A 22,972-nucleotide genomic window follows, 5' to 3' on the forward strand; every position below is an offset into this window, starting at 1 on the left:
GGCGAGTTCGATGCGCGTCGAGCGTGAACCATCGTGCAACGCTTCATGAAATTCTTCGGCAATCGATACGTGTTCGCGCAACCATTTTTCGGCAGTTGCATGGCTGAGATTGACATGCAGCCAGACGAATTCGCCAGGCGGTCGTTGCACTAGCCATTCGGCTGCCTGTTGCGAATCAATGGCGATGGCTTGCGCCTGTCTGCCGAACAGGAAAGCCCAGACGACGCCCGAGCGGTCGGCGCCATAATGCAGATCGGTTTTCTGGTTCACGGCAGCGGACGGTGGGTGGCAGGTGCCCAGGCAACGGTTGGGATCGGGAGTGGCAGCATCGCCGCGTTGTGGCAATCGATGCGGCAATCGTCGTGGAACGCTTGCCGGAATTGGTCGAGGCCTCAATCACGCCGGCCCCGTTGGCGTTTTTTCATGGTTGCCATCATGCATGTCGTATGTGACGGCGATGTTACAAGCGGGATGAAAAGTGCGCGTCAGGAAGAAAAATTGTCCTCGCTGCATCGCCGGACCTGCGTATCGTGCAGGGCTGGCAGCGGCAAGCAGGTAGAATAGCGGCTGCCTTATTCCTTACAAGAGACGTTTTCCATGTCCATACAGTGGTTCCCCGGTCACATGAACGCCGCCCGCAAGAAAGCGGCGGAAACCATGGAAAAGACCGACATGATCATCGAAGTGCTGGATGCACGCATTCCGCAAGCCAGCCGCAATCCGATGATCGAGGAATTGCGCAAGGCGCGGCAGCGTCCCTGCCTCAAGATTCTCAACAAGGCCGATCTGGCCGACCCGCAGGCCACGCAGAAATGGCTCGACTTCTACAACGCGCAGAAGGATGTGACGGCGGTTGCCCTGTCATGCAAGAAGCCGGGCGACGTCGCGAAGGTGCCGGGTTTGGCAATGAAGATCGTGCCGCATCGCGGTACCGCGCTCAAGCCCTTGCGCATGATGATCATGGGCATTCCCAACGTCGGCAAATCGACGCTGATGAATGCTCTGCTCAAGAAGCGCGTCGCCAAGGTGGGCGACGAACCTGCCGTCACCAAGACCCAGCAGCGTCTTTATCTTGGCAACAACATGGTGCTGACCGATACGCCGGGCATGATGTGGCCCAAGATCGAGCATCCGACGGATGGCCTGATGCTGGCAGCCAGCCATGCAATCGGCAGCAATGCGCTGATCGAGGAAGAGGTCGCTACCTTCCTGGCGGAAATCCTGTTGCAGCATTACCCGCAGTTGCTGACGGCACGCTATGGTTTCAAGACCGATGGTATCGATGGTGTCAGCGTGATCGAAGGGGTGGCACAGCGCCGCGCGTATCGCATCAAGGGCGGTGACTACGATCTGGAAAAGGCCGCGCATACCTTCCTGCAGGATTACCGCAGTGGTGCCCTGGGGCGCATCAGTCTCGAAACGCCGGAAAGCCGTATCGCCTTGCTGGCGAGTTACGTGCCACCGGTTTTGCTGGGCGAGCCGCAAGAGCCGGAAGAAGAGTAAGTCCTGCCAGGTCAGGATGGGGCTGACGCTTCTTCCGTCGCGGTGGTTGTCGCAGAGGCGGAGGATGATGCATCTGCATCGTCCGTTGGCACATCCACTTGCATCGCAGGTGCCGTCCCCGTCATCACCACATAGCTCGATTTTTCTTCTTCCGGGACAGCCGGGGCTGCGCGAATGCGCAGTATGGTGTATCCAGCCATCAGCGCGAGGATCAGCGCGAAGAACAGCATCAGACTTTGCGGTGCCAGCCAATCCATGATCGTGCCTGCCAGCGTTGGTCCCAGCGCTGCACCAATCCCGTGTACCAGTAGTAAACTGCCGGCGACTTCGAGCAGGCGCGAGCTGTCCACGAGATCATTGACGTGTGCCACGCTCAATCCGTACAGCGTGAAGACAAAGCCGCCATAAAGCACGCCGACGGCGATCAGCAGGTTTTCCGACCAGAGCGAAAACACGAATCCCAGCGCAGCCAGTCCGGCGCTGACCACGCAAACCCACAACATCACATAGCGGCGATCGTGACGATCCGAGTAATGACCTACCGGCCACTGGAACGCAGCACCGCCGAGAATGGTCGCCGCCATGAACGTTGCCACGCCCACATCCGAGAAGCCGACGCCTTGTGCATAGGCGGCACCAAGTCCATAGAACGCGCCATTAAGCAGGCCTGACACGACTGCACCGGCCAGCCCGAGCGGCGAAATGCGATAGAGATTAAGCAAATCTAGTCGTGGCCGTTCGACGGCGACTGGCTGACTGATAGGGGTGAGGGTGATCGGGAGCAATGCGAGTGATAGCAGGATGGAGACCAGTGCAAATGGGACGAAACCAAGTTTGTCACCGACCAGGATCAGCCATTGGCCAATGGCTAGTGCGATGAAGGTTACTGACATATAGACCGAAAAGATGCGGCCGCGTTGTTGACTCGGCGCCAGTGTGTTGAGCCAGCTTTCGATCACGATATAAAGCCCGACTATACAAATGCCGGTGACCAGACGCAGTATTCCCCAAAACCACGGATCGATCCACATCGCGTGCAACAGCGGCATCATGGACGCAATCGATGCCATGGCGGCAAACGTCCGGATATGTCCGACCCGATGAATCAGCGCCGGGCAGAGCATGGTGCCGAGAATGTAGCCGACAAAGAAGGCGGACATGATGAGGCCGGTAACCAAGCTCGAGAATTCGGCCAGTCCCGCGCGCAGGCCCAGCACGGAAAACAGCAGGCCGACGCCGATCACCATCACACTTGTACCGCTGAGTATGGAAGAGAGGGGCAACAGCAATCCGCGCATGAAAATCCTGAATAAAAATAACGTAATGATGGCGGTTTGATCTGGCCAACGGAAACCGCTTGCGTTCAGGTTCGAACCAATCTTCTCATCGATATTCTCGTCGATCGTTCAGCCAGTATGCCAGTTTCCTACTGTCAAACATCGACATCAAAACGAGTGCGTCATCCCCAGTGCGAGGCCATTGCGATAGCGATCTTGCCGTTCACGATACACGTCGGCATACAGACTCGTGCGTTTCGAGAGTTTGTGTACGTAACCCGTACTCACTTTTTGCTGGCCGTTGTCCTGATTCTTACCGTAACCGCCGCGCAGCATGTGGCGACCGATGTCATAGGTGCCGGCGAGCAGCCACATGCGTTCGCGTTCAGCATCGGCTAGACGATGGTTCGTCCAGGAAGCCATTACGGTCAGCGCCTGCATTTTGTATTTGCCGGCGAGATAGGTGATGTCATCGCGACGTGCGTTGGCTTCATGTGCCAGCGCAGCAGACCAATTGTGTGCGGCGTAATTGAAAGAAACGCTGCGTGGGCGGGCATTTGCATCGGGGTCGCGCGCTACCTTGATCGCGGTATTGATGAAAAAGCCTTGCCACTTCGGGGTTTGGTAATACACGCCCTGGCTGATGCGTGTGGCATCGGCAAAACCCAGCGCGGTATCGTTGATGCCATCCGTGGTGTAACTACCTGTCTGATAGGCCGCTAGCGAAGCATTGAAGCCGCTATTGATCCACGGTTCGTATTGCCATGCTGCATCCCATAAAGGCGTCAACGCACGACCAAGGCGCAAGGTGCCATATGTGTCGCTGTGCAGGCCAACCGTGGATTCGCCTTGCCAGAATGTGCGCGGACGTTCGCTCTCGCCGGTATCAGGATTGAAACGCGTTTCCAGCCGGAAGGTGGCCTGTAGGCCACTGCCCAAATCTTCCTTGCCATGAATGCCCAGCCAATTGTTGTAGCCGCGCGCCAGGCCGGCACTTTCGCCGCTGCGTTTAACGATACCGAGATCGAGGTAGCCATACATCGTCACATTGGACTGCGCTTTTGCTGATGTGCAAAGCGTGGCCAACAGCAGGGGCAACATTCCCAACAAGAGTGGCAGGGCAGGGAGCGGATGGGTAACGATGGGAATGTCCTTTCTGCAAAACAGGGGGCGATGCCAATTGCGTGCCGACAGTCATGCTGCACATGGCAACTTTGCGGCGGCCTGCGCATACGTAGAGCGCTCTGTTGCGCGCAGGTTCCGCAGTGGCTGAGGATGATCACCATGTCGCATGTGGTAGCGATGCAAGAAGCGGCCTTCAAAACAGGCGTTCTGTACGCAGCATGCGCAAAAGAAAACGCCCCGCAAGGCAAAACCTTGCAGGGCGTTTGATCGCTGGACTGGAAGGTCCGAGCAACGGCTATTACATCATGCCGCCCATGCCACCCATACCGCCCATGCCACCCATGTCAGGCATTGCTGGTTTGTCTTCAACGATCTCGGCAACCATGCAATCCGTGGTCAGCAGCAGGCCAGCGATCGATGCTGCGTTTTGCAGAGCCGAACGGGTGACTTTAGCTGGATCCAGAACGCCCATTTCGACCATGTCGCCGTAGGTGCCGTTGGCAGCGTTGTAACCGAAGTTACCTTTGCCTTCCTGTACTTTTGCCACAACGACCGAAGCTTCGTCGCCTGCGTTTTGAACGATCATGCGCAGTGGTTCTTCCATTGCACGCAGAACGATGCGGATACCAGCTTCCTGATCCGAGTTGTCGCCTTGGATGTTCAGGTTTGCACGTGCGCGCAGCAGGGCAACGCCACCGCCAGGAACGATGCCTTCTTCCACCGCAGCGCGGGTTGCGTGCAGCGCATCTTCAACGCGTGCTTTTTTCTCTTTCATTTCGACTTCGGTTGCAGCGCCAACCTTGATCACCGCAACACCGCCTGCCAGTTTGGCAACGCGCTCTTGCAGTTTTTCACGGTCGTAGTCCGAGGTTGCTTCTTCGATTTGTGCGCGGATTTGCTTGACGCGTGCTTCGATTGCAACAGCTTGGCCAGCACCGTCGATGACGATGGTGTTTTCCTTGCCGATTTCGACGCGTTTTGCCTGGCCCAGTTCTTCCAGCGTGATTTTGTCGAGCGACAGGCCGACTTCTTCCGCAACCACTTGACCGCCGGTCAGGATCGCGATGTCTTCCAGCATGGCTTTACGACGATCGCCAAAGCCAGGTGCTTTCACTGCGCAGGTTTTCAGGATGCCACGGATGTTGTTCACAACCAGGGTTGCCAGTGCTTCGCCATCGATGTCTTCAGCGATGATCAGCAGTGGGCGACCAGCTTTGGCAACTTGTTCCAGTACTGGCAGCAAGTCGCGGATGTTCGAGATTTTTTTGTCGAACAGCAGAATGAATGGGTTTTCCAGCAGAGCGACTTGCTTGTCTGGGTTGTTGATGAAGTAGGGCGACAGGTAGCCACGGTCGAATTGCATACCTTCGACAACGTCCAGCTCGTCGTTCAGCGATTTGCCGTCTTCAACGGTGATAACGCCTTCCTTGCCGACTTTTTCCATTGCTTCAGCAATGCGTTCGCCGATCGACGAATCGCTGTTGGCCGAGATCGAACCGACTTGTGCGATTTCTTTCGAGGTCGTGCATGGCTTGGCGATCGTTGCCAGTTGTTCGACGGTTGCAGCAACTGCCTTGTCGATACCGCGCTTCAGATCCATCGGGTTCATGCCGGCTGCAACGTATTTCATGCCTTCGCGAACGATGGCTTGTGCCAGCACGGTTGCGGTCGTGGTGCCGTCACCTGCGTTGTCGTTGGTGCGCGAAGCGACTTCTTTCACGAGCTGAGCGCCCATGTTTTGCAGCTTGTCTTTCAGTTCGATTTCTTTAGCAACCGACACACCATCCTTGGTGACGGTAGGGGCGCCGAACGAGCGCTCCAGAACAACGTTACGACCTTTAGGACCCAGCGTAACTTTGACTGCGTTCGCCAGAATGTTGACGCCTTCGACCATCTTGGCGCGCGCTGCGTCGCCGAAAACAACTTCTTTAGCTGCCATCTTGATTACTCCTGATTATTCGTTGGATGAAAACACCGGTTTCCGATCGTGGCAGAGATGCCAGCAGATCAGAGAAGCGGCATTATTTTTGTACGATTGCCATGATGTCTTCTTCACGCATGACGAGGACTTCCTCGCCTTCGACCTTGACGGTCTGGCCGGCGTATTTGCCGAACAACACGCGGTCGCCGACTTTGACGTCGAGTGGGCGTACTTTGCCGTCGTCGAGGATCTTGCCGTTGCCAACTGCCAGAACTTCACCTTGATCTGGTTTTTCAGCAGCCGCTTCAGGGATTATCAGACCGGATGCCGTTTTGGTTTCCTGATCCAGACGCTTGACGATCACGCGATCGTGCAAAGGACGAAGGTTCATACAAACTCCTTGATTTTCAATAAGTTGTTGATTTGTGCGGCGAAAGGGCCGCGATGAAAATTGGTCGAACACGGGATGTTGTTAGCACTCTACCCCGGCGAGTGCTAAGTATAGGGACGGTTGCCGGATAATTCAAGGGACTAGCCGGAAGCAATTTTCAGATCAGCGTTCGCCAGAGGAGCATGCCGCCTATTAGCAGGCTAAGAAAGCCGAAAGCGGCACGAAGGTGTCTAGCGGGCAGGTAATCGCCCAGTTTGCCGCCAAACACCATGGCGATCAGCACTGCAGCCGTAAAAGGCAGAGCCAGGGAAGTACTGAAGCGTCCGCTGCCAATGATGGTCAAAACGCCGGTGAGAGAGATCAGGGCAACAATGGACAGCGAGGTCGCCACAATGGTGCGCATGGGTAAATTGGCGACGCGTTGCAGGACCGGCACAATGACAAAGCCGCCGCCGACACCCAGTAACGCCGACAGGATGCCGGCCCCAGCGCCCGCCAAGCACAGGATGGCGGCACACGGCGTGTTCCAGCGAAAGCGCCCCGTGACGGAATCCAGTTTGCAGATGGGGTTGCCGCGCACGATTTCCGATTTTTTGTGGCGAGCGCGAAGGATGTTGTTGATGCCCACCCAAAGTAAAACCAAGGCAAACAGGATGGCTACAACGGTGGTCGGCAGATGATGAGAAAGCCAGATGCCGACTGGCGCGCACACTACACCGCTTGCAGCAATCAGGATGGCGGCACGATAACGAACCTGTTCTTTGTGAAGAGCAAACAGACTACCGATGGCGGCGGCAATGCCGACGGCAAACAGGGCGATCGGGCCAGCCTGTGCCAAACCCAGATGCAAGCCGAACATCAGGGCGGGTACGGCGAGAATACTGCCGCCGGCACCGGTCAATCCCATGACCAGGCCGACACCGGCACCAAGCAGAAGAGTGAGCACCATGATGTCAGTGCGATTCGCGCTTTGATTGATGGCGTTCGACCACTTCAAATAGCAGCATGCCGACCAGCATGGCAACCACGAAGGTGACGGCTTGCAGGTTGCCACTGATCAGGGATGCGATTGCCGGGCCGGGGCAGTAGCCGGCAAGCCCCCAGCCGATCCCAAACGTCGTGGCGCCCAATACAAGGCGACGGTCGATCTGGCGTACTGTCGGCAAAGCAATCAGATCGCCAAGCAGGGTGCTTTGACGCCGCTGTGCAAACCAAAATGCCGGGATGGCGACCAGTAACGCGCCGCCCATCACGAATGCCAGCGACGGGTCCCAGTTGCCGGCCAGGTCGAGAAAGCCGATGACCTTGCCGGGTTGTGTCATGCCGGATAGGATCAAGCCGCAACCGAACAACAGCCCGGCAAATAGCGATGTGAGGTTTCTCATGACGCTTCCTTCAGAAAAAATGGCGGACTGTATATATGGTAAGAAAGCCCGCCAGCATGAATGTGGCCGTTGCTACCAGCGAGCGCGGTGAAAAACGGGCGAGCCCGCAGATACCGTGGCCGCTCGTGCATCCCGCGCCATAGCGTGTACCGATGCCGACCAGCACACCCGCTAGGATGAGCATGGGCAGTCCGGCCGGGCTGCCGCCGATCACGGGATGTGCGAACAGTCCATAAAACAAGGGGGAAACGATTAAGCCGGCAACAAATGACAATCGCCAACCGGTGTTTGCATCATTTTTTTTCAGCAGCCCACCGACGATGCCGCTGATGCCGGCGATACGTCCGTTTAACAGCAGGAAAAGGGCGACGGCCGTGCCGATCATGAGGCCGCCAGCGAGTGAAAGGCCGGGAGTGAATTGCATCCAGTTGATATTCATGGTGGGCTCCTACGTTTCAGGGCAATAGAGTTGGTAGAGCACCTGTAAAACGGCAAGCGCTTCGGCGCTGGCGATCTGGTAGAAGATTTGCTTGCCTTCGCGTCGGGTTTGCACGAGTTGCTCGTCGCGCAGTACGCCAAGCTGCTGTGAAAGCGTCGGTTGGCGGATGCCTGTGAGCGCTTCGAGTTCACTGACCGAGCGTTCCTGCTGGGTCAACTGGCACAGCAACAGCAGACGGACTGGATTGGCGAGCGTCTTGAGCAAGGTGCTGGCGCGGGTGGCAGCGTCGGTCAGTTGCGTGAGGTCGGGTGCGGGGCGTGTCATATGGGCCTTGAAAAGCAAACGAATAACGCATACAGTATATCAAAATATATTATGTTTTAAAGTATATTGTTTGTTGTATCTTGTCCCGTCATTCAGGAGTTTTCCATGATCTTTCGTCAATTGTTTGAATCGCTGTCCAGCACCTATACCTATCTGATCGGCGACGAAGAGACAGGGCAGGCCATCCTCATCGATCCGGTGATTTCTGCCATGCAGCGCGATCTGGCGGAAGTGCATCGCCTCGGTTTGACGTTGGCTTACACGGTCGATACGCATATTCATGCCGATCACATCACGGCGGCACTGGAACTCAAGCGTACGGTAGGCAGCAAGATTGCCGCACCAGCCTATGATCGACTGCCTTGCGCAGATGTCGGGATCGAGGAAGGGGTGCCGTTCAGCCTCGGTGGCATTACCTTGCAGCCCTTGCATACGCCTGGGCATACGGCCGGCCATTTTGCCTATGTGCTGGGCGAGCGCGTCTTTACCGGCGACGCCTTATTGATTGATGGGTGTGGCAGAACCGATTTCCAGAATGGCGATGCCGATACGCTCTACAAAAGCGTGCACGACAAGCTGTTTACGCTGCCTGAAGACACGCTGGTTTATCCTGGGCACGATTATCAGCAGCGTTTCGTATCCTCCATCGCGCAGGAGAAGCGGCGCAATCCGCGTCTGGGCAATGACAAGACTCTGGAAGAATTCCGCGACATCATGGCCAATCTGCATCTGCCTTATCCACGCTTCATCGACTATGCCGTGCCCGGTAATCAGCAGTGTGGCGTTTGCCCGTGCGAATTGCCCGAGGATTTAATTCGCTACTGCAATCAGATGACGCAAAGTCAGCAGGGATGACGTCTCTGTGCGGAGACATTGATGGGCACGGAAGCATGACTTTACGATACGTCTAATTTGTGTGAATCCTTTGCTGGCAAAGGATTTAACGATGTTCCTGCTTCTTATATTCATGGGATTGTTGCCAACTGCAGGCTGCGTTTTAATGCTGTTTTTTCAACGCCTGCATGGAGAGTCGGCATGACCAAAGCATCCGTTTTGGGTATCTACATGAACCAGTCGACCGGCAAGATCTGCACGGTCATGAAATTTGCGAACAGTGATTCGGCAGATGCCCCATGTTATGTGACCGACGAGCCTGAATACGTCGAACCATTGCGCAATGAACCCTCCAAATTCGTCAATGCCGTCGGGCAGGTTCTGGTCGCCACAGCCTGATCCATTATTGCTCTCAACTTGCGGGAAATGACGTAGCCCGCTGATCGCGATACTTCAAGTCTGGGATATTTTTTGGTACGCTATTTAACAAACGTTAAATCAAGGTGCTGAAATGTCGCGATTGGAATGGCGTCAGGCTTGGGTTGATGAATTGATAGCTGCCGGCATGTTGCGGGACACGGCGATTTATCTATTCAATGTTTGCTACGGTAATCAGGAAATTGATCTTGACTGCGATCCGCGACAGGCGGCACAAACCTTCATCGTGCATTGAAGGTTTTCTTTTTCTTTCTTCCAAAAAGACCAATCAGCAGCGGCGTACATGAGCGATGCTCGCAAGGCGTTTGCCGGCTTTGCATTCCTACGTGTCATAACGTGGTTGGCTGATAGCGCGTACGCGCCATGACAAATAGCATGAACTCTCCGCCATGTTCAAAAGGAGAAAGTCATGACTCAGCCACCTCAGCAGCAAACACCTCCAGGTAGCGAAAAACAGATGGACCCGCCAGCGGATCACGGCGAGAAGAGTTATCGAGGTTCCGGCAGACTGGAGGGCAAGGTCGCGCTGATTACCGGGGCAGATAGTGGAATCGGCAGGGCAGTGGCGATTGCTTTCGCGCGCGAGGGCGCGGATGTACTGATTTCCTATCTTTGCGAGGACGACGACGCGCGCCAAACCGCGCGGTGGGTAGAGGAAGCCGGACGAAAGGCCGTTTTGCTGCCCGGCGATATTCAGTCATCTAAGCACTGCCAGAAACTGATCGACACTGCACTTGAATCGTGCGGCCGTCTAGATATTCTCGTCAACAATGCGGCATTTCAGCGGCATTACGACAAGATCGAGGATATTTCGGATGACGAGTGGGACCAAACGTTTCGCACCAATGTGACAGCGATGTTCTATCTGTGCCGCGCTGCCATTCCTCACATGAAGGCAGGCGCATCCATCATCAATACGGCATCGATCAATGCAGATTCGCCTAATCCAGGCCTGCTGGCCTATGCGACGACGAAAGGGGCCATTGTGAATTTCACGGGTGGGCTGGCACAGATGCTGGCAGAAAGAGGCATACGCGTGAACGCCGTGTCACCCGGGCCGATCTGGACTCCCTTGATTCCCTCGACCCTGCCGCCAGACAGCGTTGCCACATTCGGCCAGCAAGTTCCCATGAAGCGCCCAGGGCAGCCTGCGGAACTGGCGCCAGCTTACGTATTGCTGGCCTCTGACGAGGCCAGTTACATCTCAGGGGCCGATATTGCCGTCACGGGCGGCAAGCCGATGCTTTGATCGGCATGTGCAACAGTAAAAAAACGGCCTTCCGAGGAAGGCCGTTTTACTTGCTTACGAAAGTCTGGATGGTCCTATTTCGGACGATTATGGAAAGGATTTTTGGGATCGCGCTCCATTTCCAGAGGAACATCCTTTTTCGACTCGCCTTTGTGTCCCAGGTGTTGTGTCAACGATGGATTGAATGTGCGTGTTTCGCTTTTGGCGTAAGACGCATGCGCAGATGGTTTGATTCCCGTGCGTTGCTCATAGGTCTGGCTTTCCGGCCCTGTGCCTGCGTGCTCCGGCTGCGGCACGGCTTCGCGATTCTTCTTCACCATGCGATCCAAATTGGACTCGGGAATTTTGCGTTCACTCATGCTGACTCCTTTTACAGAACGGGTGGATCGGTTTCGCGTGCAAAGACCTTGTGCTGCTTCAGCGCCGTGATGAATGCGTTGACAGCTTGGTCCAGGTCGCCACCGTCCAGTCCGACGATGCCGGGATCTGGATTGCCATCCGGCAGCGTCAGTGGAATGCCGACCTTGTCCAGCAGCGTTTGCGCTGCGCCCATGGCCAGAATGGCTTTCCCATGGCGATACTGATCCTTGAGAAACTCGGCGATCTGCCCATCCTTGCACATACGTGCGACAGCGTCGGCGCCGTCGGGAATGGCCACCGCATCGTAGAGAACGGATGGCCCGGCTTCGACAGAGATTTCCACGTGTAACGGTGTACCGCTATCATCCGGCACCTGGCCTAGCATCGCGCCGACGATGCGTGGCACGGCTCCCTCTGCCACCAGACCCGTATAGAGAGCCCGAACGCCGGCACCATCGCTGCCGGGACCAACCAGAATTGCCACGCGTCGGGTGCGGATATCCGCGGCCGGGTATGCCATCATCGATAGTTTTGGCGATGGTTCATAAGTGTGCGGTGGGAGAGGCGAGATATTGGGTGCCGGTGCGGGAAGCGGCATGCCAAGTCCTTGTGCCACGCCATTTGCCAGTTCGTCATCCACATTCATCAGCAATGACACCACCCGGTCGCGGATGGCCTGTATTTGCACGCGCGTCAGTTCAAAGCGAAAAGCACGAATGATGTGCTGTTGTTCGACCGGCGATTGCGATTGCCAGAACAGCCTTGCCTGTGAATAGTGATCGGCAAATTTTTCGGGCTTGCCGCGTACCTTGTCGCCGGCGACCGGTTCCGGCACGCTGGTGAATCCGGTCATGCGGCCAGCCTGAAACGGGCATCCACCGCCCAGGGAATTCGGTTCATAACTGACACGACCCCGATGGATGGCCTGGCGATGCAAGCCATCGCGTTGATTGTTGTGAATGGGCGTGATCGGCGAGTTGATCGGAATTTCATGGAAATTCACGCCGCCGAGGCGGGTGATTTGCGTATCCAGATAGGAGTGAATACGCCCTTGCAGCAGCGGATCGTTGGTGAAGTCAATGCCGGGAATAATGTGCGCTGTACAGAATGCAACCTGTTCGGTTTCGGCAAAAAAATTGTCGGGGTTGCGATTCAAGACCAGCTTGCCCACGGGGATCAGCGGAACCATTTCCTCGGGGACGATCTTGGTGGGATCGAGAATGTCGAACTCGAATGCTTCTGCCTGTTCTTCCGAAAAAACCTGCAACCCGAGCTCCCATTCCGGATATTCGCCGGCTTCGATGGCTTCCCATAAATCGCGACGATGGAAGTCGGGATCGGCCCCCGAAATTTTTACGGCTTCATCCCACATCAGCGCATGCGTACCGGCAACTGGCGTCCAGTGGAATTTGCAGAATACCGATTCGCCTGCGGCATTGACGAGCCGAAAGGTGTGTACACCAAATCCCTGCATCATGCGGTAGCTGCGCGGGATGGCACGGTCGGACATCTGCCACAGCAGCATATGTGTCGATTCCGGCATCAGGGAGACAAAATCCCAGTATGTGTCATGGGCGCTCGATGCTTGCGGCATCCCGAAATGCGGCTCCGGTTTCACCGCATGGACGAGGTCGGGAAACTTCATGGCATCCTGAATGAAGAACACGGGTATGTTGTTGCCGACCAGATCCCAATTGCCTTCATCGGTATAAAACTTCACGGCAAAACCTCGCACATCACGTGCGGTATCGGTCGAACCACGTTCACCAGCGACGGTTGAAAAGCGCACGAATACCGGCGTTTGCTTGCCGTTTTCGGCAAAGGGGGCTGCGCGTGTCAATTCGGTCAGCGCCTTGTAGCATTCAAAGTAACCGTGCGCGGCTGAACCGCGTGCGTGTACGACACGTTCGGGAATGCGCTCGTGATCGAAGTGCGTCAGCTTCTCGCGCAGGATGAAATCTTCCATCGCTGTCGGGCCGCGCAGACTCGCCTTCAGCGAATTCTGATTGTCGGCAATCTGTACACCTTGATTGGTTGTGAGTGCCTGTGCAGTGGAATCGACACGAACACGATCGAGTGATTCGACCGTCGGATTAGTGCCGGGTGATGGTTTGCCTTCCCCGACTTTCACCGAACCATTTTTTTCCGATACCGTGCTGGCCATGACATGCGCATTGGGGGGAGGGCTGCTTGCTCCCATCGGTGGATCGTAGGATGCTGCGTCGATCTCCGCAGGTTTGTTGGGATTATTAGGCATGCTCGCCGTGAGTTCTGCGCTGCCAACGATTTTTTTCAGCAAGTCGGCGGGAACCGCTTTCGCAAGTGTCTTTTGGTCAGGTACAGCGGTGCTCGGGCCGGCCACCGTACTCAAGACGGTTCCCGCATGTTCGGCGTTGTTCTTCGGCATTTCTTCTCCAATATGTTTCGAGGCCTGTCTCGCGGCGCGAAGGGAAAACAGGAACTGCAGAGGGCAGAGTAAGAAGCGATGGTTTTACTGACAATCAGACAAACAGAATGCTTCAGGTAGGACATTCGTTTAAGTGTGCATGCTCTCGCACCGAGACGCATACGTTCCATGCCGCGTGACCCGTCTCGCCATCATGTGCTGTCGCAGCTTGAAGTAATAAGCTGCTGCCATAATTTGCGAACGGCGTAAGCCGATTTGATAAATCAATGCGCTTCAAGCGGTCCTGTTGTTTTGAATGAGACGCGCGTCCTCATCCACCTTGATCCTGACCAGGTCGGCAAACGTGCAGAGGTCCAGGCCTCTTCCTAGCAGCAATAGTCGTGTGTGCAGATCGTTGCGGCGTGCTTGGTCAATGTTCTCGCCAAGCAAGGTCAATTGCTTATCGCGAAGATCCACGTAATGCAGTTGATAGGAGGTTGCGAGTTTCTGCCATAAGGCATGAGCGGCAAGCGATTGTCGTGCGCCTGATAGCAGGCAGTGTCCCTGATCTAGCCACCAGCGATAAATGAGCGTAGCTATCCCTCGCCGTTGGTAGGCAGATGCGTAGCGGGAATGGGTGGCCCGCAGATGACGGTCCTGTAGACGATTGAGTTCAATCAGGCGGTTGAACACCGTCACTCCTGCCAGACAGTCTCGTTCGACATCTTCGACGTAGATGTAATGCTCGCCGTCTGCTTCACGATACCGGAATCGCAGATGCGGATAGTGAATCGGTAGTACAGGCAAGTCATGCAGTGCATCGCCGTGTCGGCGCATGCGTTGATGCAAGGCGGCCAAATCACGTTCCACTTCAGCGGGCGGTAATTCGACATCAATGCGCAGGGATTTGCCCAACTGTCCGGCAGGTTCAGGCATGTCAAAGATGCGTTGGGAGCTATTCCGATTGGCGCAGGTCAGTGCATGCAGAACAGTACGGAAGGTATGCAGAGACCCATGAAGCAATTGCAGAGCACGTACGTGTGCCTGCGCAGCGCGCGTTTGCTCGCTGTACAGAAGCGTATCCATAAAGATTGTCCGAAAGCGCGGCTACAACGCATGGTTACGTCGGCCACTATCGCGCCTGGCTTAAGCCCGGCGATAGAAAAATGCGCTAATCAGAGGAAAGGGTTATCGCCGGGCCAGGAAATCTGCTGTCGGCTTCAGGGCGTATTGCGCACCTGTGGATTGCGGCGTGTGCACGATAACCGCTGCCATTACAGGCAGGGCGAGAGTCGTGGCGCCGAAATCATTTAAGGAAGTCATGCGCGGCAGTGTAGGAGAAATGGCGGCCGGGGTCAAACCGGCTGCCGCATGTTTGTTGCCCCGGCCGACTCTGTCATCAGTCGACATTCGGCCGGGCGAGAGCTCGAAGCTTGTATCAGAAACCGTAACCGATGCTGACGATGAAGGCGCGATCGCTCTTCTTCTTGCCGGGCACAGGTTGATTGTCGTAATCGAGATTGAACTGCGTGCTCAGATTGAGACCTTTCGAAATCGGCACACGGAAGCCGACGCGATTGCGCACGAGTGTATCGCTGGCATCTTCAAGGCTGGCATCAATGCTCAGGTATTCGAAGAAGACCAACTTGTCATCCCAGAATTTGCGGTCATATTTGACGCCCAGACTCAGCGTGGGGAACGATTCATCCGGCGCGACATAATAGCGCTCTTTTACATAGTTCAAGCCGAGTTCGCCTGAGAGCTTGGTTTGTGGTGTTTCAATGAACTGACGACCGTAACCGGTACCGAGTGACGTACGCAATTCCAGATCGGCCATCTTGTCGTTCTCGGCCTTGGCGCTGACGAAGACATAGTCCTTGGCATTCAGAAAGCGATCGTACTTCGCCAGCAGACGGCGGTTCGAGGTTGTGGTGACATCTGCAGAACTGGCTTCGTTGAGTTCCCAGCCCAAGGTATAGCGATTCTTGATGTCGCGTGCGACGAGTTCGCCATTGACGTTGAGTTTGTCGTCATTCGAATTGCCGCGATTGAAGGCGCCACCGAGATCGAGGCGGCCACTGTATTTCATCGATTCATCGATGATCGGAGGATTGATTGCTGCCAGTTGCGCGCGCGAGATGGTTTGTGCTGGCTCCGCGGGCTGAGACCTCACACGTATCTCGTCATCTTCGCGTACGACCACCTGTCCCTTAAGCGCGGTGCCGTCACTAAGCTGGACGCGAACATCGTCATCGGTCGTGAGCTGGCTAACTTCCTTGAAGGGAATCTTGATTTCACCGAAGACGCCGGATTCGAAAACCAGCGTGTCGTCGGTCATTTGCTTGAGCGTGCCGGAAATCTTGTCACCGTTGTGCAAAGTAACGGTTGCTGCATGGGCAGCGGTGCATAGGGCGAGTAGGGAGACGAAAGTGGATGCGCGCACGACATGGCGTGAGAAAAGCGAGGTGCTACGAATAGACATGCATGGATTCCTTGTGACGATAGGCGGAAGACGGGTGCCCGAAAGTCCGACATAAAAAGAGGCACCTCAACGGTGCCTCGTGTATGAACGATATTTGCGTCAGTGGTTCAGCCGGCCGCCAGACCTACTGCATTCTCGTCTTCCGTGCCGGCCACACTGCGCTGCTTGTAGTCAGCGATTGCGGCAATAAATGCATTGTTGAATGCGGGCAAGTCATCGGGTTTGCGGCTGCTGATCCAGTTGTCATCGGTAACGACCTCCCGATCCTGCCACCGTCCGCCTGCGTTGCGGATGTCGTCCTGTAACGACGGCCAGCTCGTCATGGTTCGATTCATTACCAGCCCTGCGGAAACCAGCAGCCACGCACCGTGGCAGATGACGGCCAGAGGTTTTTTCTTTTCGGACATCGTTTGTGCGAATTTGCGCGCCGATTCGTGCATGCGAATGTTGTCCGAATTCATGACGCCGCCTGGCAGCAGAATGGCATCAAAGTCATTGGCATCGAGATCGTCGAATAGCTGGTCGACGAGGAAATGATCGGCTTTCTTGTCATGATGAAAGCCTTGTACTTGCCCTGCTTTTTCAGAGGCGATGACAGTCGTGGCGCCTTCCTTTTCCAGCGCTTCCTTGGGTGAGGTCAGTTCTATCTGTTCAAAACCATCCGTGACGAGAATGGCAATACGCATACCGTTGAGGCTTGTGGTCATGATGACTCCTTTCCAGTTGAATCTGAATGAGTGCGGAAAGAAGCGCGAGTTCAGGCTAATGCGACGATGCAGTGCGGTTCCGCACAAAGAAAAAGCCCTGCAAGATGCAGGGCTTTTCAGGTTTTCCGAAAGGAATCAAGAAGGCGTCAGTTCCGGATTTCCAGTACGCGATTGATGCTCAGTGCAGCCAGTGTCGCAACAGCACCCGACAGCAGGTAGAGGCTGACATAGCCGAGGCCGAAGTTTGCCGACAGACCAAGCGCCACCAGTGGTGCAAAACCGGCACCCGTCAGCCAGGCTAGATCGGAGGTTAGTGCGGCCCCGGTGTAGCGATATTTGCGTTGGAAGTTGGCAGATACTGCACCTGCCGCTTGGCCATACGACAGACCAAGCAGGAAGAAGCCGATCAGAATGAAGGTGTTCTGACCACCAATGCCGCCGCTCATCATCATGGGCACGAAGAAACTGAAGACGGCAATGGCGGCCGCCAGCGTTCCCAAAGTATTGCGTCGTCCAAAATGATCCGCAATCAGACCCGAGAACAGCACGCCCAGTACACCCAGCACAGCGCCGGCCATCTGAATCACCAAGAAATTACTGATCGAACGTGCCGAATAGAGGTTGATCCATGACAGCGGGAATACCGTGACGACGTGGAACAGTGCGTAGCTGGCGAGAGCAGCCAGTGCACCGATCAGGATGTTGCGGCCTTGCGAACTGGCCAGTTCCGACACACTGGCTGGTTGCAGTTCCTGCTCGTCCAGCAGATGCGTATATTCCGGCGTGGAAACCAGGCGCAAGCGAGCGAACAGGGCGACGACGTTGATCGCAAAGGCGACATAGAACGGATAGCGCCAGCCGAATTCAAGGAAATCAGGCAGCGACAGGCTATGCAGCAGATAAGCGAACAAGCCGGCAGCAATCATGAAGCCAAACGGCGCGCCCAACTGGCCCAGCATGGCGTACCAACCGCGACGTTCTTGCGGTGCATTGAGCGCGAGCAACGAGGGTAATCCATCCCAGGAGCCGCCGAGTGCAATGCCTTGGCCGATGCGGAACAGCGCCAAAAACACAATCGCCGTGAAACCCAACGTCGCGTAAGTTGGCAGAAATGCAATGCCAGCTGTCGAGACACCTAACAGGAAAAGTGCCAGTGTCAATTTGGCTTCACGACTGAAACGTTGCTGAATTGCCATGAAGATCACTGTGCCGAAGGGCCGAGCGATAAAAGCAAATGAAAAGATCAGGAAGGAGTAGAGGGTGCCGGTTAGACGTTCTTCGAAGGGAAAGAACACAGCGGGAAATACCAGAACGGAAGCGATTGCATAAACGAAGAAGTCGAAGTATTCGGATGTGCGTCCTAAAACGACGCCAATGGCAATTTCATCCGGTTCGATCTTCCCGCCCTGGGCATTAATATGCCCGGATTGGCGGCTCAGGGAATCGTGCTCTCCGTGTGATACGGAATGGGCGGATAGTCCTGCTTGATACGTGGTAGCCATGATCCTCGCCTCCTATTTCTATTTGATTTAGTGCATCGATTACCTTGTACAGTCCTGTGACCTAGATTAATGGCTGAATACGGCGCTTGCCGCATTCATACTGTACACCCGCTTTGGCCCATGTGGGACAAAATGTCCAATCAAAAGATTGCGCAATTGTGACTATAGTGGCAGCCTTCCCAACCCATGTATGTACGGAATGACTCATTTATTAACACGTCGCGGTCTATGGCTGTTGCCGCTCGTCTTGCTTGCCGGGTGCGATCTGGTCGTACTCAATCCTTCCGGCGACATCGCAGCCCAACAAGGCAATCTCATCATCGTTTCGACGTTGCTGATGTTGCTTATCATTGTTCCGGTCATCATTCTGACCTTCGTTTTTGCTTGGCGTTATCGCAAGGGCAATACCGAAGCGAAGTACGAGCCTGATTGGGATCACTCCACCAAGCTCGAACTGCTGATCTGGGGCGCACCGCTGCTGATCATCATCATTCTGGGTGCCATCACCTGGGTCAGCACCCACAAACTGGATCCGTATCGTCCGCTCGATCGTATCGATGCCAGCCGTGAGCTGCCGCCTGATCACAAGCCGATGACGGTGCAGGTCGTGGCGATGGATTGGAAGTGGTTGTTCATCTATCCAGAGCAAGGTGTGGCAACGGTGAACGAACTGGTGACGCCGGTCGATACCCCGATTCGCTTCAAGATCACCGCTTCGACCGTCATGAACTCGTTCTTCATTCCGGCAATGGCTGGTCAGATCTATGCGATGGCCGGCATGGAAACCACGTTGAACGCTGTCATGAACAAGCCTGGTACATATGAAGGCTTCTCGGCCAACTACAGCGGCGCCGGTTTCTCGCACATGCGCTTTAAGTATCACGCCCTGAGCGACGAACAGTTCGCAGAATGGGTTCGTTCGACCAAGGAAGCTGGCGGCTCGCTTGATCGCGCAGCCTACGTCGAGCTGGAAAAGCCAAGCGAGCGTGAACCGGTACGTCGTTACGGCAAACTGGATGCAGAATTGTTCGAAGCCATCGTCAATCGTTGTGTCGAAGCTGGCACCGTTTGCATGAAAGACATGATGGCTGCGGATGCAAACCGCCTGCGTGTCGATGTTCTGGCACGTAACCTGTCGAAAAACGAAGCTGCGGCACGCCTGGCGCTGATCAACAGCGAAGTGTGCAGTTCCACTCCCAATTGATGAAGAATGAAGATGCAAGAGCATACTAACCATCTGATTTTCGGCCGCCTGGGCTGGGACGCGATCCCGCTCCACGAGCCGATTCTCATCGTCACCTTCTGTGCAGTCGTGCTCGGCGGCTTGACGATGCTTGGCGCCCTGACGTATTTCCGCCTGTGGGGTCCGCTGTGGCGTAACTGGATCACCAGTATTGATCACAAGAAGATCGGCATCATGTACATGATCCTCGGTCTGATCATGCTGATGCGCGGCTTTGCCGACGCGATCATGATGCGTCTGCAGCAGGCGATCGCTTTCGGCGACAACGTCGGTTACCTGAACGCCCACCACTATGATCAGATTTTCACGGCACACGGCGTGATCATGATCTTCTTCGTGGCGATGCCGCTGGTAACGGGTTTCATGAACTACGTGGTACCACTGCAAATTGGTGCGCGTGACGTCGCGTTCCCATTCCTGAACAACTTCAGCTTCTGGATGACCACCTTTGGTGCAGTCCTGATCATGGTGTCGCTGTTCGTTGGCGAATTCGCAAAAACCGGCTGGTTGGCCTATCCGCCGCTGTCGGGCATTCTGGCGAGTCCGGACGTCGGGGTGGATTACTACATCTGGGCGCTGCAGGTGGCCGGTGTGGGCACCACGCTGTCCGGCATCAACCTGATCGCGACCATCGTCAAGATGCGTGCGCCAGGCATGACCATGATGAAGATGCCTGTCTTCACCTGGACCTCGCTGTGCACCAACGTACTGATCGTTGCTTCGTTCCCGATCCTGACGGCAGTCATCACGCTGCTGGCGCTGGACCGGTTCGTGGGCACCAACTTCTTCACGAACGATCTTGGCGGTAACGCCATGATGTACGTCAACCTGATCTGGATCTGGGGTCACCCAGAGGTATACATCCTGATCCTGCCTTGCTTCGGTATCTTCTCCGAAGTGGTCTCGACGTACTGCCGCAAGCGTCTGTTCGGCTACACGTCGATGGTGTACGCAACCGTCGTTATTACCATCCTGTCCTACCTCGTGTGGCTGCATCACTTCTTCACGATGGGTTCGGGCGCGAGCGTCAACTCGTTCTTCGGCATCGCGACGATGATCATCTCGATCCCGACCGGCGCGAAGATCTTCAACTGGCTGTTCACGATGTACCGTGGTCGCATCCACTTCGAACTGCCAATGATGTGGACCATCGCCTTTATGGTGACCTTCGTCATCGGTGGTATGACCGGCGTGCTGCTGGCCGTTCCACCAGCCGACTTCGTACTGCATAACTCGCTGTTCCTGATTGCTCACTTCCATAACGTGATCATCGGTGGCGTGCTGTTCGGTCTGTTCGCCGGTATCTACTACTGGTTCCCGAAAGCATTCGGCTTCAAGCTGGATCCCTTCTGGGGCAAGTGCTCGTTCTGGTTCTGGGTCATCGGTTTCTACGTTGCCTTCATGCCGCTGTACGTTCTTGGCCTGATGGGCGTGACCCGTCGCATGAGCCACTTCGACGATCCATCGCTGCAAATCTGGTTCCAGATCGCTGCGGTTGGCGCGGTGATGATCGCTGCCGGTATCGGTTGCATGCTGATCCAGTTCGGCGTCAGCTTCCTCAAGCGCGACAAGCTGCGTGACGTGACCGGCGATCCATGGGATGGCCGTACGCTGGAATGGTCGACCTCGTCGCCACCGCCAGACTACAACTTCGCCTTCACCCCACGTGTGCATGACACCGATACCTGGGCGGACATGAAGAAGAATGGCTACCAGCGTCCGTTGGAAGGCTATACGCCTATCCACATGCCGAAGAACACAGGTGCCGGCTTCATCATTTCGGCGATGAGCGGTGCGATGGGCTTCTTCCTGGTCTGGCAAATGTGGTTGCTCGCGGGCCTCACGTTCGCCGGCATCGTCGTTGCCTCGATTATCCATACCTTCAATTACAAGCGTGATTTCTACATCCCTGCGGACGAAGTAGCCCGCACTGAAGAAGCACGTACTCGTTTGCTGGAAAGCCATGTCTGATACACACGCAACTATGCATGGCGCCTTGAGCGGCGCCGCTGACGCTCCACGTTATTACGTACATGAGCATCATCCAGAAGGCAGCACCATGCTGGGCTTCTGGATCTACCTGATGAGTGACTGCCTGATCTTTGCCTCACTGTTCGCAGTGTATGCAGTGGTCGGTCGCAACTATGCAGGCGGTCCGACGGGTGCCGAACTGTTCGACCTGACGCTGGTGGCCATCAATACGGCCTTCCTGCTGCTGTCGTCGATTACGTACGGCATGGCGATGATCGCCGCGCAGAACAAGAACCTCAAGGGTACGCAGCTTTGGCTCGTTATCACCGGTCTGTTCGGCGCAGCCTTTCTGGCAGTCGAACTGTATGAGTTCTATCACCTGTGGCATGAAGGCGCGACGCCACAAACCAGTGCGTTCCTGTCGGCATTCTTCACGCTGGTCGGCACCCATGGTCTGCACGTGACCTTCGGTATCATCTGGCTGAGCACGCTGGTGGTACAACTGAACAAGCATGGTCTGATTCCTGAAAACCGTCGTCGTCTGATGTGCCTGTCGATGTTCTGGCACTTCCTGGACGTGGTCTGGATCGGCGTCTTCACCTTTGTATATCTGATGGGAGTTCTGCCATGAGCGATCACGCACACGCACACGGCGACCATGGTCATCACGACCACGACGACGGCTATCACGCCACCACCAAGGGCTACGTTGTCGGCTTTATTCTTTCGGTCATCCTGACGGCAATTCCGTTCTGGCTGGTCATGGGTAACGTGTTCGAGAATTCGAACACGACGGCTTTCGTCATCCTCGGCTTTGCTGCAGTTCAGATCGTGGTTCACATGATCTATTTCCTGCACATGAACGGCAAGGTCGAAGGCGGTTGGTCAATGCTGGCATTGATGTTCACTGTTGTCGTGGTCATCATCATGCTGGCCGGTTCGATCTGGGTCATGTATCACCTGAATCACAACATGATGCCCGGCATGAAGCATGATGCTGCACATAGCCTGACACTGCCAGCTGGCGAACCTGCAGGACAGATGTCGCACAAGCAATGAGTGACAGGGAAGTCCTGAAAAGCGGCTCGGTTTCGCAAGAAGCCGGGCCGCTTTTGCGTTCCAAATCCGCACGCCTGATTCTGCTGATCCTGGCGGGTGTGCTGATTGCCGGTTTCTTCTCGCTGGGTACGTGGCAGGTCTATCGTTTGCAATGGAAGCTGGCATTGATCGAGCGTGTCACGCAGCGCGTGCATGCCGCGCCCGTGCCGGCACCGCTGCCGGCGCAATGGCGTGACGTCAGTGCGGCGTCCGACGAATATCGACATGTGACGGTGACGGGGCGCTATCTGTATGAAGCGTCGGCGTTGACGCAGGCGACAACCGATCTAGGGGCCGGTTACTGGCTGCTGACGCCGCTGGAAGATGAGTCTGGCAA

The 22,972-nt window shown here is 55.7% G+C and carries 24 protein-coding genes and 1 pseudogene; 10 read left to right on the forward strand and 15 right to left on the reverse strand.

Annotation, left to right across the window (positions count from 1 at the left end):
* Positions 1–270 (reverse strand): annotated as a pseudogene (locus tag QZ725_RS01040) (magnesium transporter CorA); the annotation flags it as partial.
* Positions 271–597: 327 nt separating this feature from the next.
* Between QZ725_RS01040 and ylqF the strand changes: the two are divergent.
* Complete coding sequence (gene ylqF, locus QZ725_RS01045) at positions 598–1,503, forward strand: ribosome biogenesis GTPase YlqF (protein ID WP_293775640.1); 906 nt, start codon at positions 598–600, stop codon at positions 1,501–1,503.
* Positions 1,504–1,514: 11 nt separating this feature from the next.
* On the opposite strand, the gene QZ725_RS01050 is transcribed toward ylqF, so the two are convergent.
* The 8 genes from QZ725_RS01050 to QZ725_RS01085 all read right to left on the reverse strand — a co-directional run bounded on the left by QZ725_RS01050 (position 1,515) and on the right by QZ725_RS01085 (position 8,365).
* Entirely contained in the window at positions 1,515–2,801 is a 1,287-nt protein-coding gene (locus QZ725_RS01050) for an MFS transporter (RefSeq protein WP_293775641.1), read from the reverse strand.
* Positions 2,802–2,948: 147 nt separating this feature from the next.
* Positions 2,949–3,878 (reverse strand): porin, encoded by a 930-nt coding sequence (locus tag QZ725_RS01055; protein ID WP_293775642.1) that lies wholly within the window; start codon positions 3,876–3,878, stop codon positions 2,949–2,951.
* A gap of 325 nt (positions 3,879–4,203) precedes the next feature.
* Positions 4,204–5,844: a chaperonin GroEL gene (gene groL / locus QZ725_RS01060; protein WP_293775644.1), complete on the reverse strand. Its 1,641-nt coding sequence runs from the start codon at positions 5,842–5,844 to the stop codon at positions 4,204–4,206.
* 82 nt (positions 5,845–5,926) lie between these two features.
* Positions 5,927–6,217 (reverse strand): co-chaperone GroES, encoded by a 291-nt coding sequence (gene groES, locus QZ725_RS01065; RefSeq protein ID WP_188380500.1) that lies wholly within the window; start codon positions 6,215–6,217, stop codon positions 5,927–5,929.
* 157 nt (positions 6,218–6,374) lie between these two features.
* Entirely contained in the window at positions 6,375–7,166 is a 792-nt protein-coding gene (locus QZ725_RS01070; RefSeq protein ID WP_293775646.1) for a sulfite exporter TauE/SafE family protein, read from the reverse strand.
* Between the two features lie 4 nt (positions 7,167–7,170).
* Positions 7,171–7,602, reverse strand: a complete 432-nt coding sequence (locus tag QZ725_RS01075; RefSeq protein WP_293775647.1) for a YeeE/YedE family protein — start codon at positions 7,600–7,602, stop codon at positions 7,171–7,173.
* 10 nt (positions 7,603–7,612) lie between these two features.
* Positions 7,613–8,041 (reverse strand): YeeE/YedE family protein, encoded by a 429-nt coding sequence (locus QZ725_RS01080; RefSeq protein ID WP_293775648.1) that lies wholly within the window; start codon positions 8,039–8,041, stop codon positions 7,613–7,615.
* A 9-nt stretch (positions 8,042–8,050) separates the two neighbouring features.
* Positions 8,051–8,365: a metalloregulator ArsR/SmtB family transcription factor gene (locus QZ725_RS01085; RefSeq protein ID WP_293775650.1), complete on the reverse strand. Its 315-nt coding sequence runs from the start codon at positions 8,363–8,365 to the stop codon at positions 8,051–8,053.
* A gap of 105 nt (positions 8,366–8,470) precedes the next feature.
* On the opposite strand from QZ725_RS01085, the gene QZ725_RS01090 reads away from it, so the two are divergent.
* The 4 genes from QZ725_RS01090 to QZ725_RS01105 all read left to right on the forward strand — a co-directional run bounded on the left by QZ725_RS01090 (position 8,471) and on the right by QZ725_RS01105 (position 10,886).
* Positions 8,471–9,220, forward strand: coding sequence for an MBL fold metallo-hydrolase (locus tag QZ725_RS01090; RefSeq protein ID WP_293775652.1), 750 nt, complete (start codon positions 8,471–8,473; stop codon positions 9,218–9,220).
* 180 nt (positions 9,221–9,400) lie between these two features.
* Positions 9,401–9,598, forward strand: coding sequence for a hypothetical protein (locus QZ725_RS01095; RefSeq protein WP_293775653.1), 198 nt, complete (start codon positions 9,401–9,403; stop codon positions 9,596–9,598).
* Between the two features lie 112 nt (positions 9,599–9,710).
* The gene (locus QZ725_RS01100) at positions 9,711–9,872 is read left to right on the forward strand and encodes a hypothetical protein (RefSeq protein WP_293775654.1); all 162 of its coding nucleotides are present in this window, start codon (positions 9,711–9,713) and stop codon (positions 9,870–9,872) included.
* A 174-nt stretch (positions 9,873–10,046) separates the two neighbouring features.
* Complete coding sequence (locus tag QZ725_RS01105) at positions 10,047–10,886, forward strand: glucose 1-dehydrogenase (RefSeq protein WP_293775655.1); 840 nt, start codon at positions 10,047–10,049, stop codon at positions 10,884–10,886.
* A 74-nt stretch (positions 10,887–10,960) separates the two neighbouring features.
* Here QZ725_RS01105 and QZ725_RS01110 read toward each other — a convergent pair whose 3' ends face one another.
* From QZ725_RS01110 to QZ725_RS01135, 6 genes are all read right to left on the reverse strand, one after another.
* Positions 10,961–11,245, reverse strand: coding sequence for a hypothetical protein (locus QZ725_RS01110; RefSeq protein WP_293775657.1), 285 nt, complete (start codon positions 11,243–11,245; stop codon positions 10,961–10,963).
* An 11-nt stretch (positions 11,246–11,256) separates the two neighbouring features.
* Positions 11,257–13,653, reverse strand: a complete 2,397-nt coding sequence (locus QZ725_RS01115) for a catalase (RefSeq protein WP_293775659.1) — start codon at positions 13,651–13,653, stop codon at positions 11,257–11,259.
* A gap of 273 nt (positions 13,654–13,926) precedes the next feature.
* Complete coding sequence (locus QZ725_RS01120; RefSeq protein WP_293775660.1) at positions 13,927–14,568, reverse strand: N-acetyltransferase; 642 nt, start codon at positions 14,566–14,568, stop codon at positions 13,927–13,929.
* Positions 14,569–15,070: 502 nt separating this feature from the next.
* Positions 15,071–16,114: a YdiY family protein gene (locus QZ725_RS01125; RefSeq protein ID WP_293775661.1), complete on the reverse strand. Its 1,044-nt coding sequence runs from the start codon at positions 16,112–16,114 to the stop codon at positions 15,071–15,073.
* A gap of 107 nt (positions 16,115–16,221) precedes the next feature.
* Positions 16,222–16,821, reverse strand: coding sequence for a type 1 glutamine amidotransferase domain-containing protein (locus QZ725_RS01130; RefSeq protein WP_293775662.1), 600 nt, complete (start codon positions 16,819–16,821; stop codon positions 16,222–16,224).
* Positions 16,822–16,967: 146 nt separating this feature from the next.
* Positions 16,968–18,323: an MFS transporter gene (locus QZ725_RS01135; protein WP_293775663.1), complete on the reverse strand. Its 1,356-nt coding sequence runs from the start codon at positions 18,321–18,323 to the stop codon at positions 16,968–16,970.
* A 199-nt stretch (positions 18,324–18,522) separates the two neighbouring features.
* Between QZ725_RS01135 and cyoA the strand changes: the two genes are divergently transcribed.
* From cyoA to QZ725_RS01160, 5 genes are all read left to right on the forward strand, one after another.
* Positions 18,523–19,527 carry a ubiquinol oxidase subunit II gene (cyoA, locus tag QZ725_RS01140; RefSeq protein WP_293775665.1) on the forward strand — a complete coding sequence of 335 codons (1,005 nt, stop codon included), beginning with the start codon at positions 18,523–18,525 and terminating at the stop codon, positions 19,525–19,527.
* Between the two features lie 12 nt (positions 19,528–19,539).
* Complete coding sequence (gene cyoB, locus QZ725_RS01145; RefSeq protein ID WP_293775666.1) at positions 19,540–21,537, forward strand: cytochrome o ubiquinol oxidase subunit I; 1,998 nt, start codon at positions 19,540–19,542, stop codon at positions 21,535–21,537.
* Positions 21,530–22,168 (forward strand): cytochrome o ubiquinol oxidase subunit III, encoded by a 639-nt coding sequence (cyoC, locus tag QZ725_RS01150; RefSeq protein WP_293775667.1) that lies wholly within the window; start codon positions 21,530–21,532, stop codon positions 22,166–22,168. The genes cyoB and cyoC overlap by 8 nt, the downstream gene beginning before the upstream one ends.
* Entirely contained in the window at positions 22,165–22,596 is a 432-nt protein-coding gene (cyoD, locus tag QZ725_RS01155) for a cytochrome o ubiquinol oxidase subunit IV (protein ID WP_293775669.1), read from the forward strand. The genes cyoC and cyoD overlap by 4 nt, the downstream gene beginning before the upstream one ends.
* A partial coding sequence (locus QZ725_RS01160) for an SURF1 family cytochrome oxidase biogenesis protein (protein ID WP_293775670.1) occupies positions 22,593–22,972 on the forward strand: 380 nt, incomplete at its 3' end. The genes cyoD and QZ725_RS01160, both read left to right, overlap by 4 nt.

This window comes from uncultured Oxalicibacterium sp., from assembly GCF_913776015.1.
In the GTDB taxonomy this organism is placed as follows: domain Bacteria; phylum Pseudomonadota; class Gammaproteobacteria; order Burkholderiales; family Burkholderiaceae_D; genus Oxalicibacterium.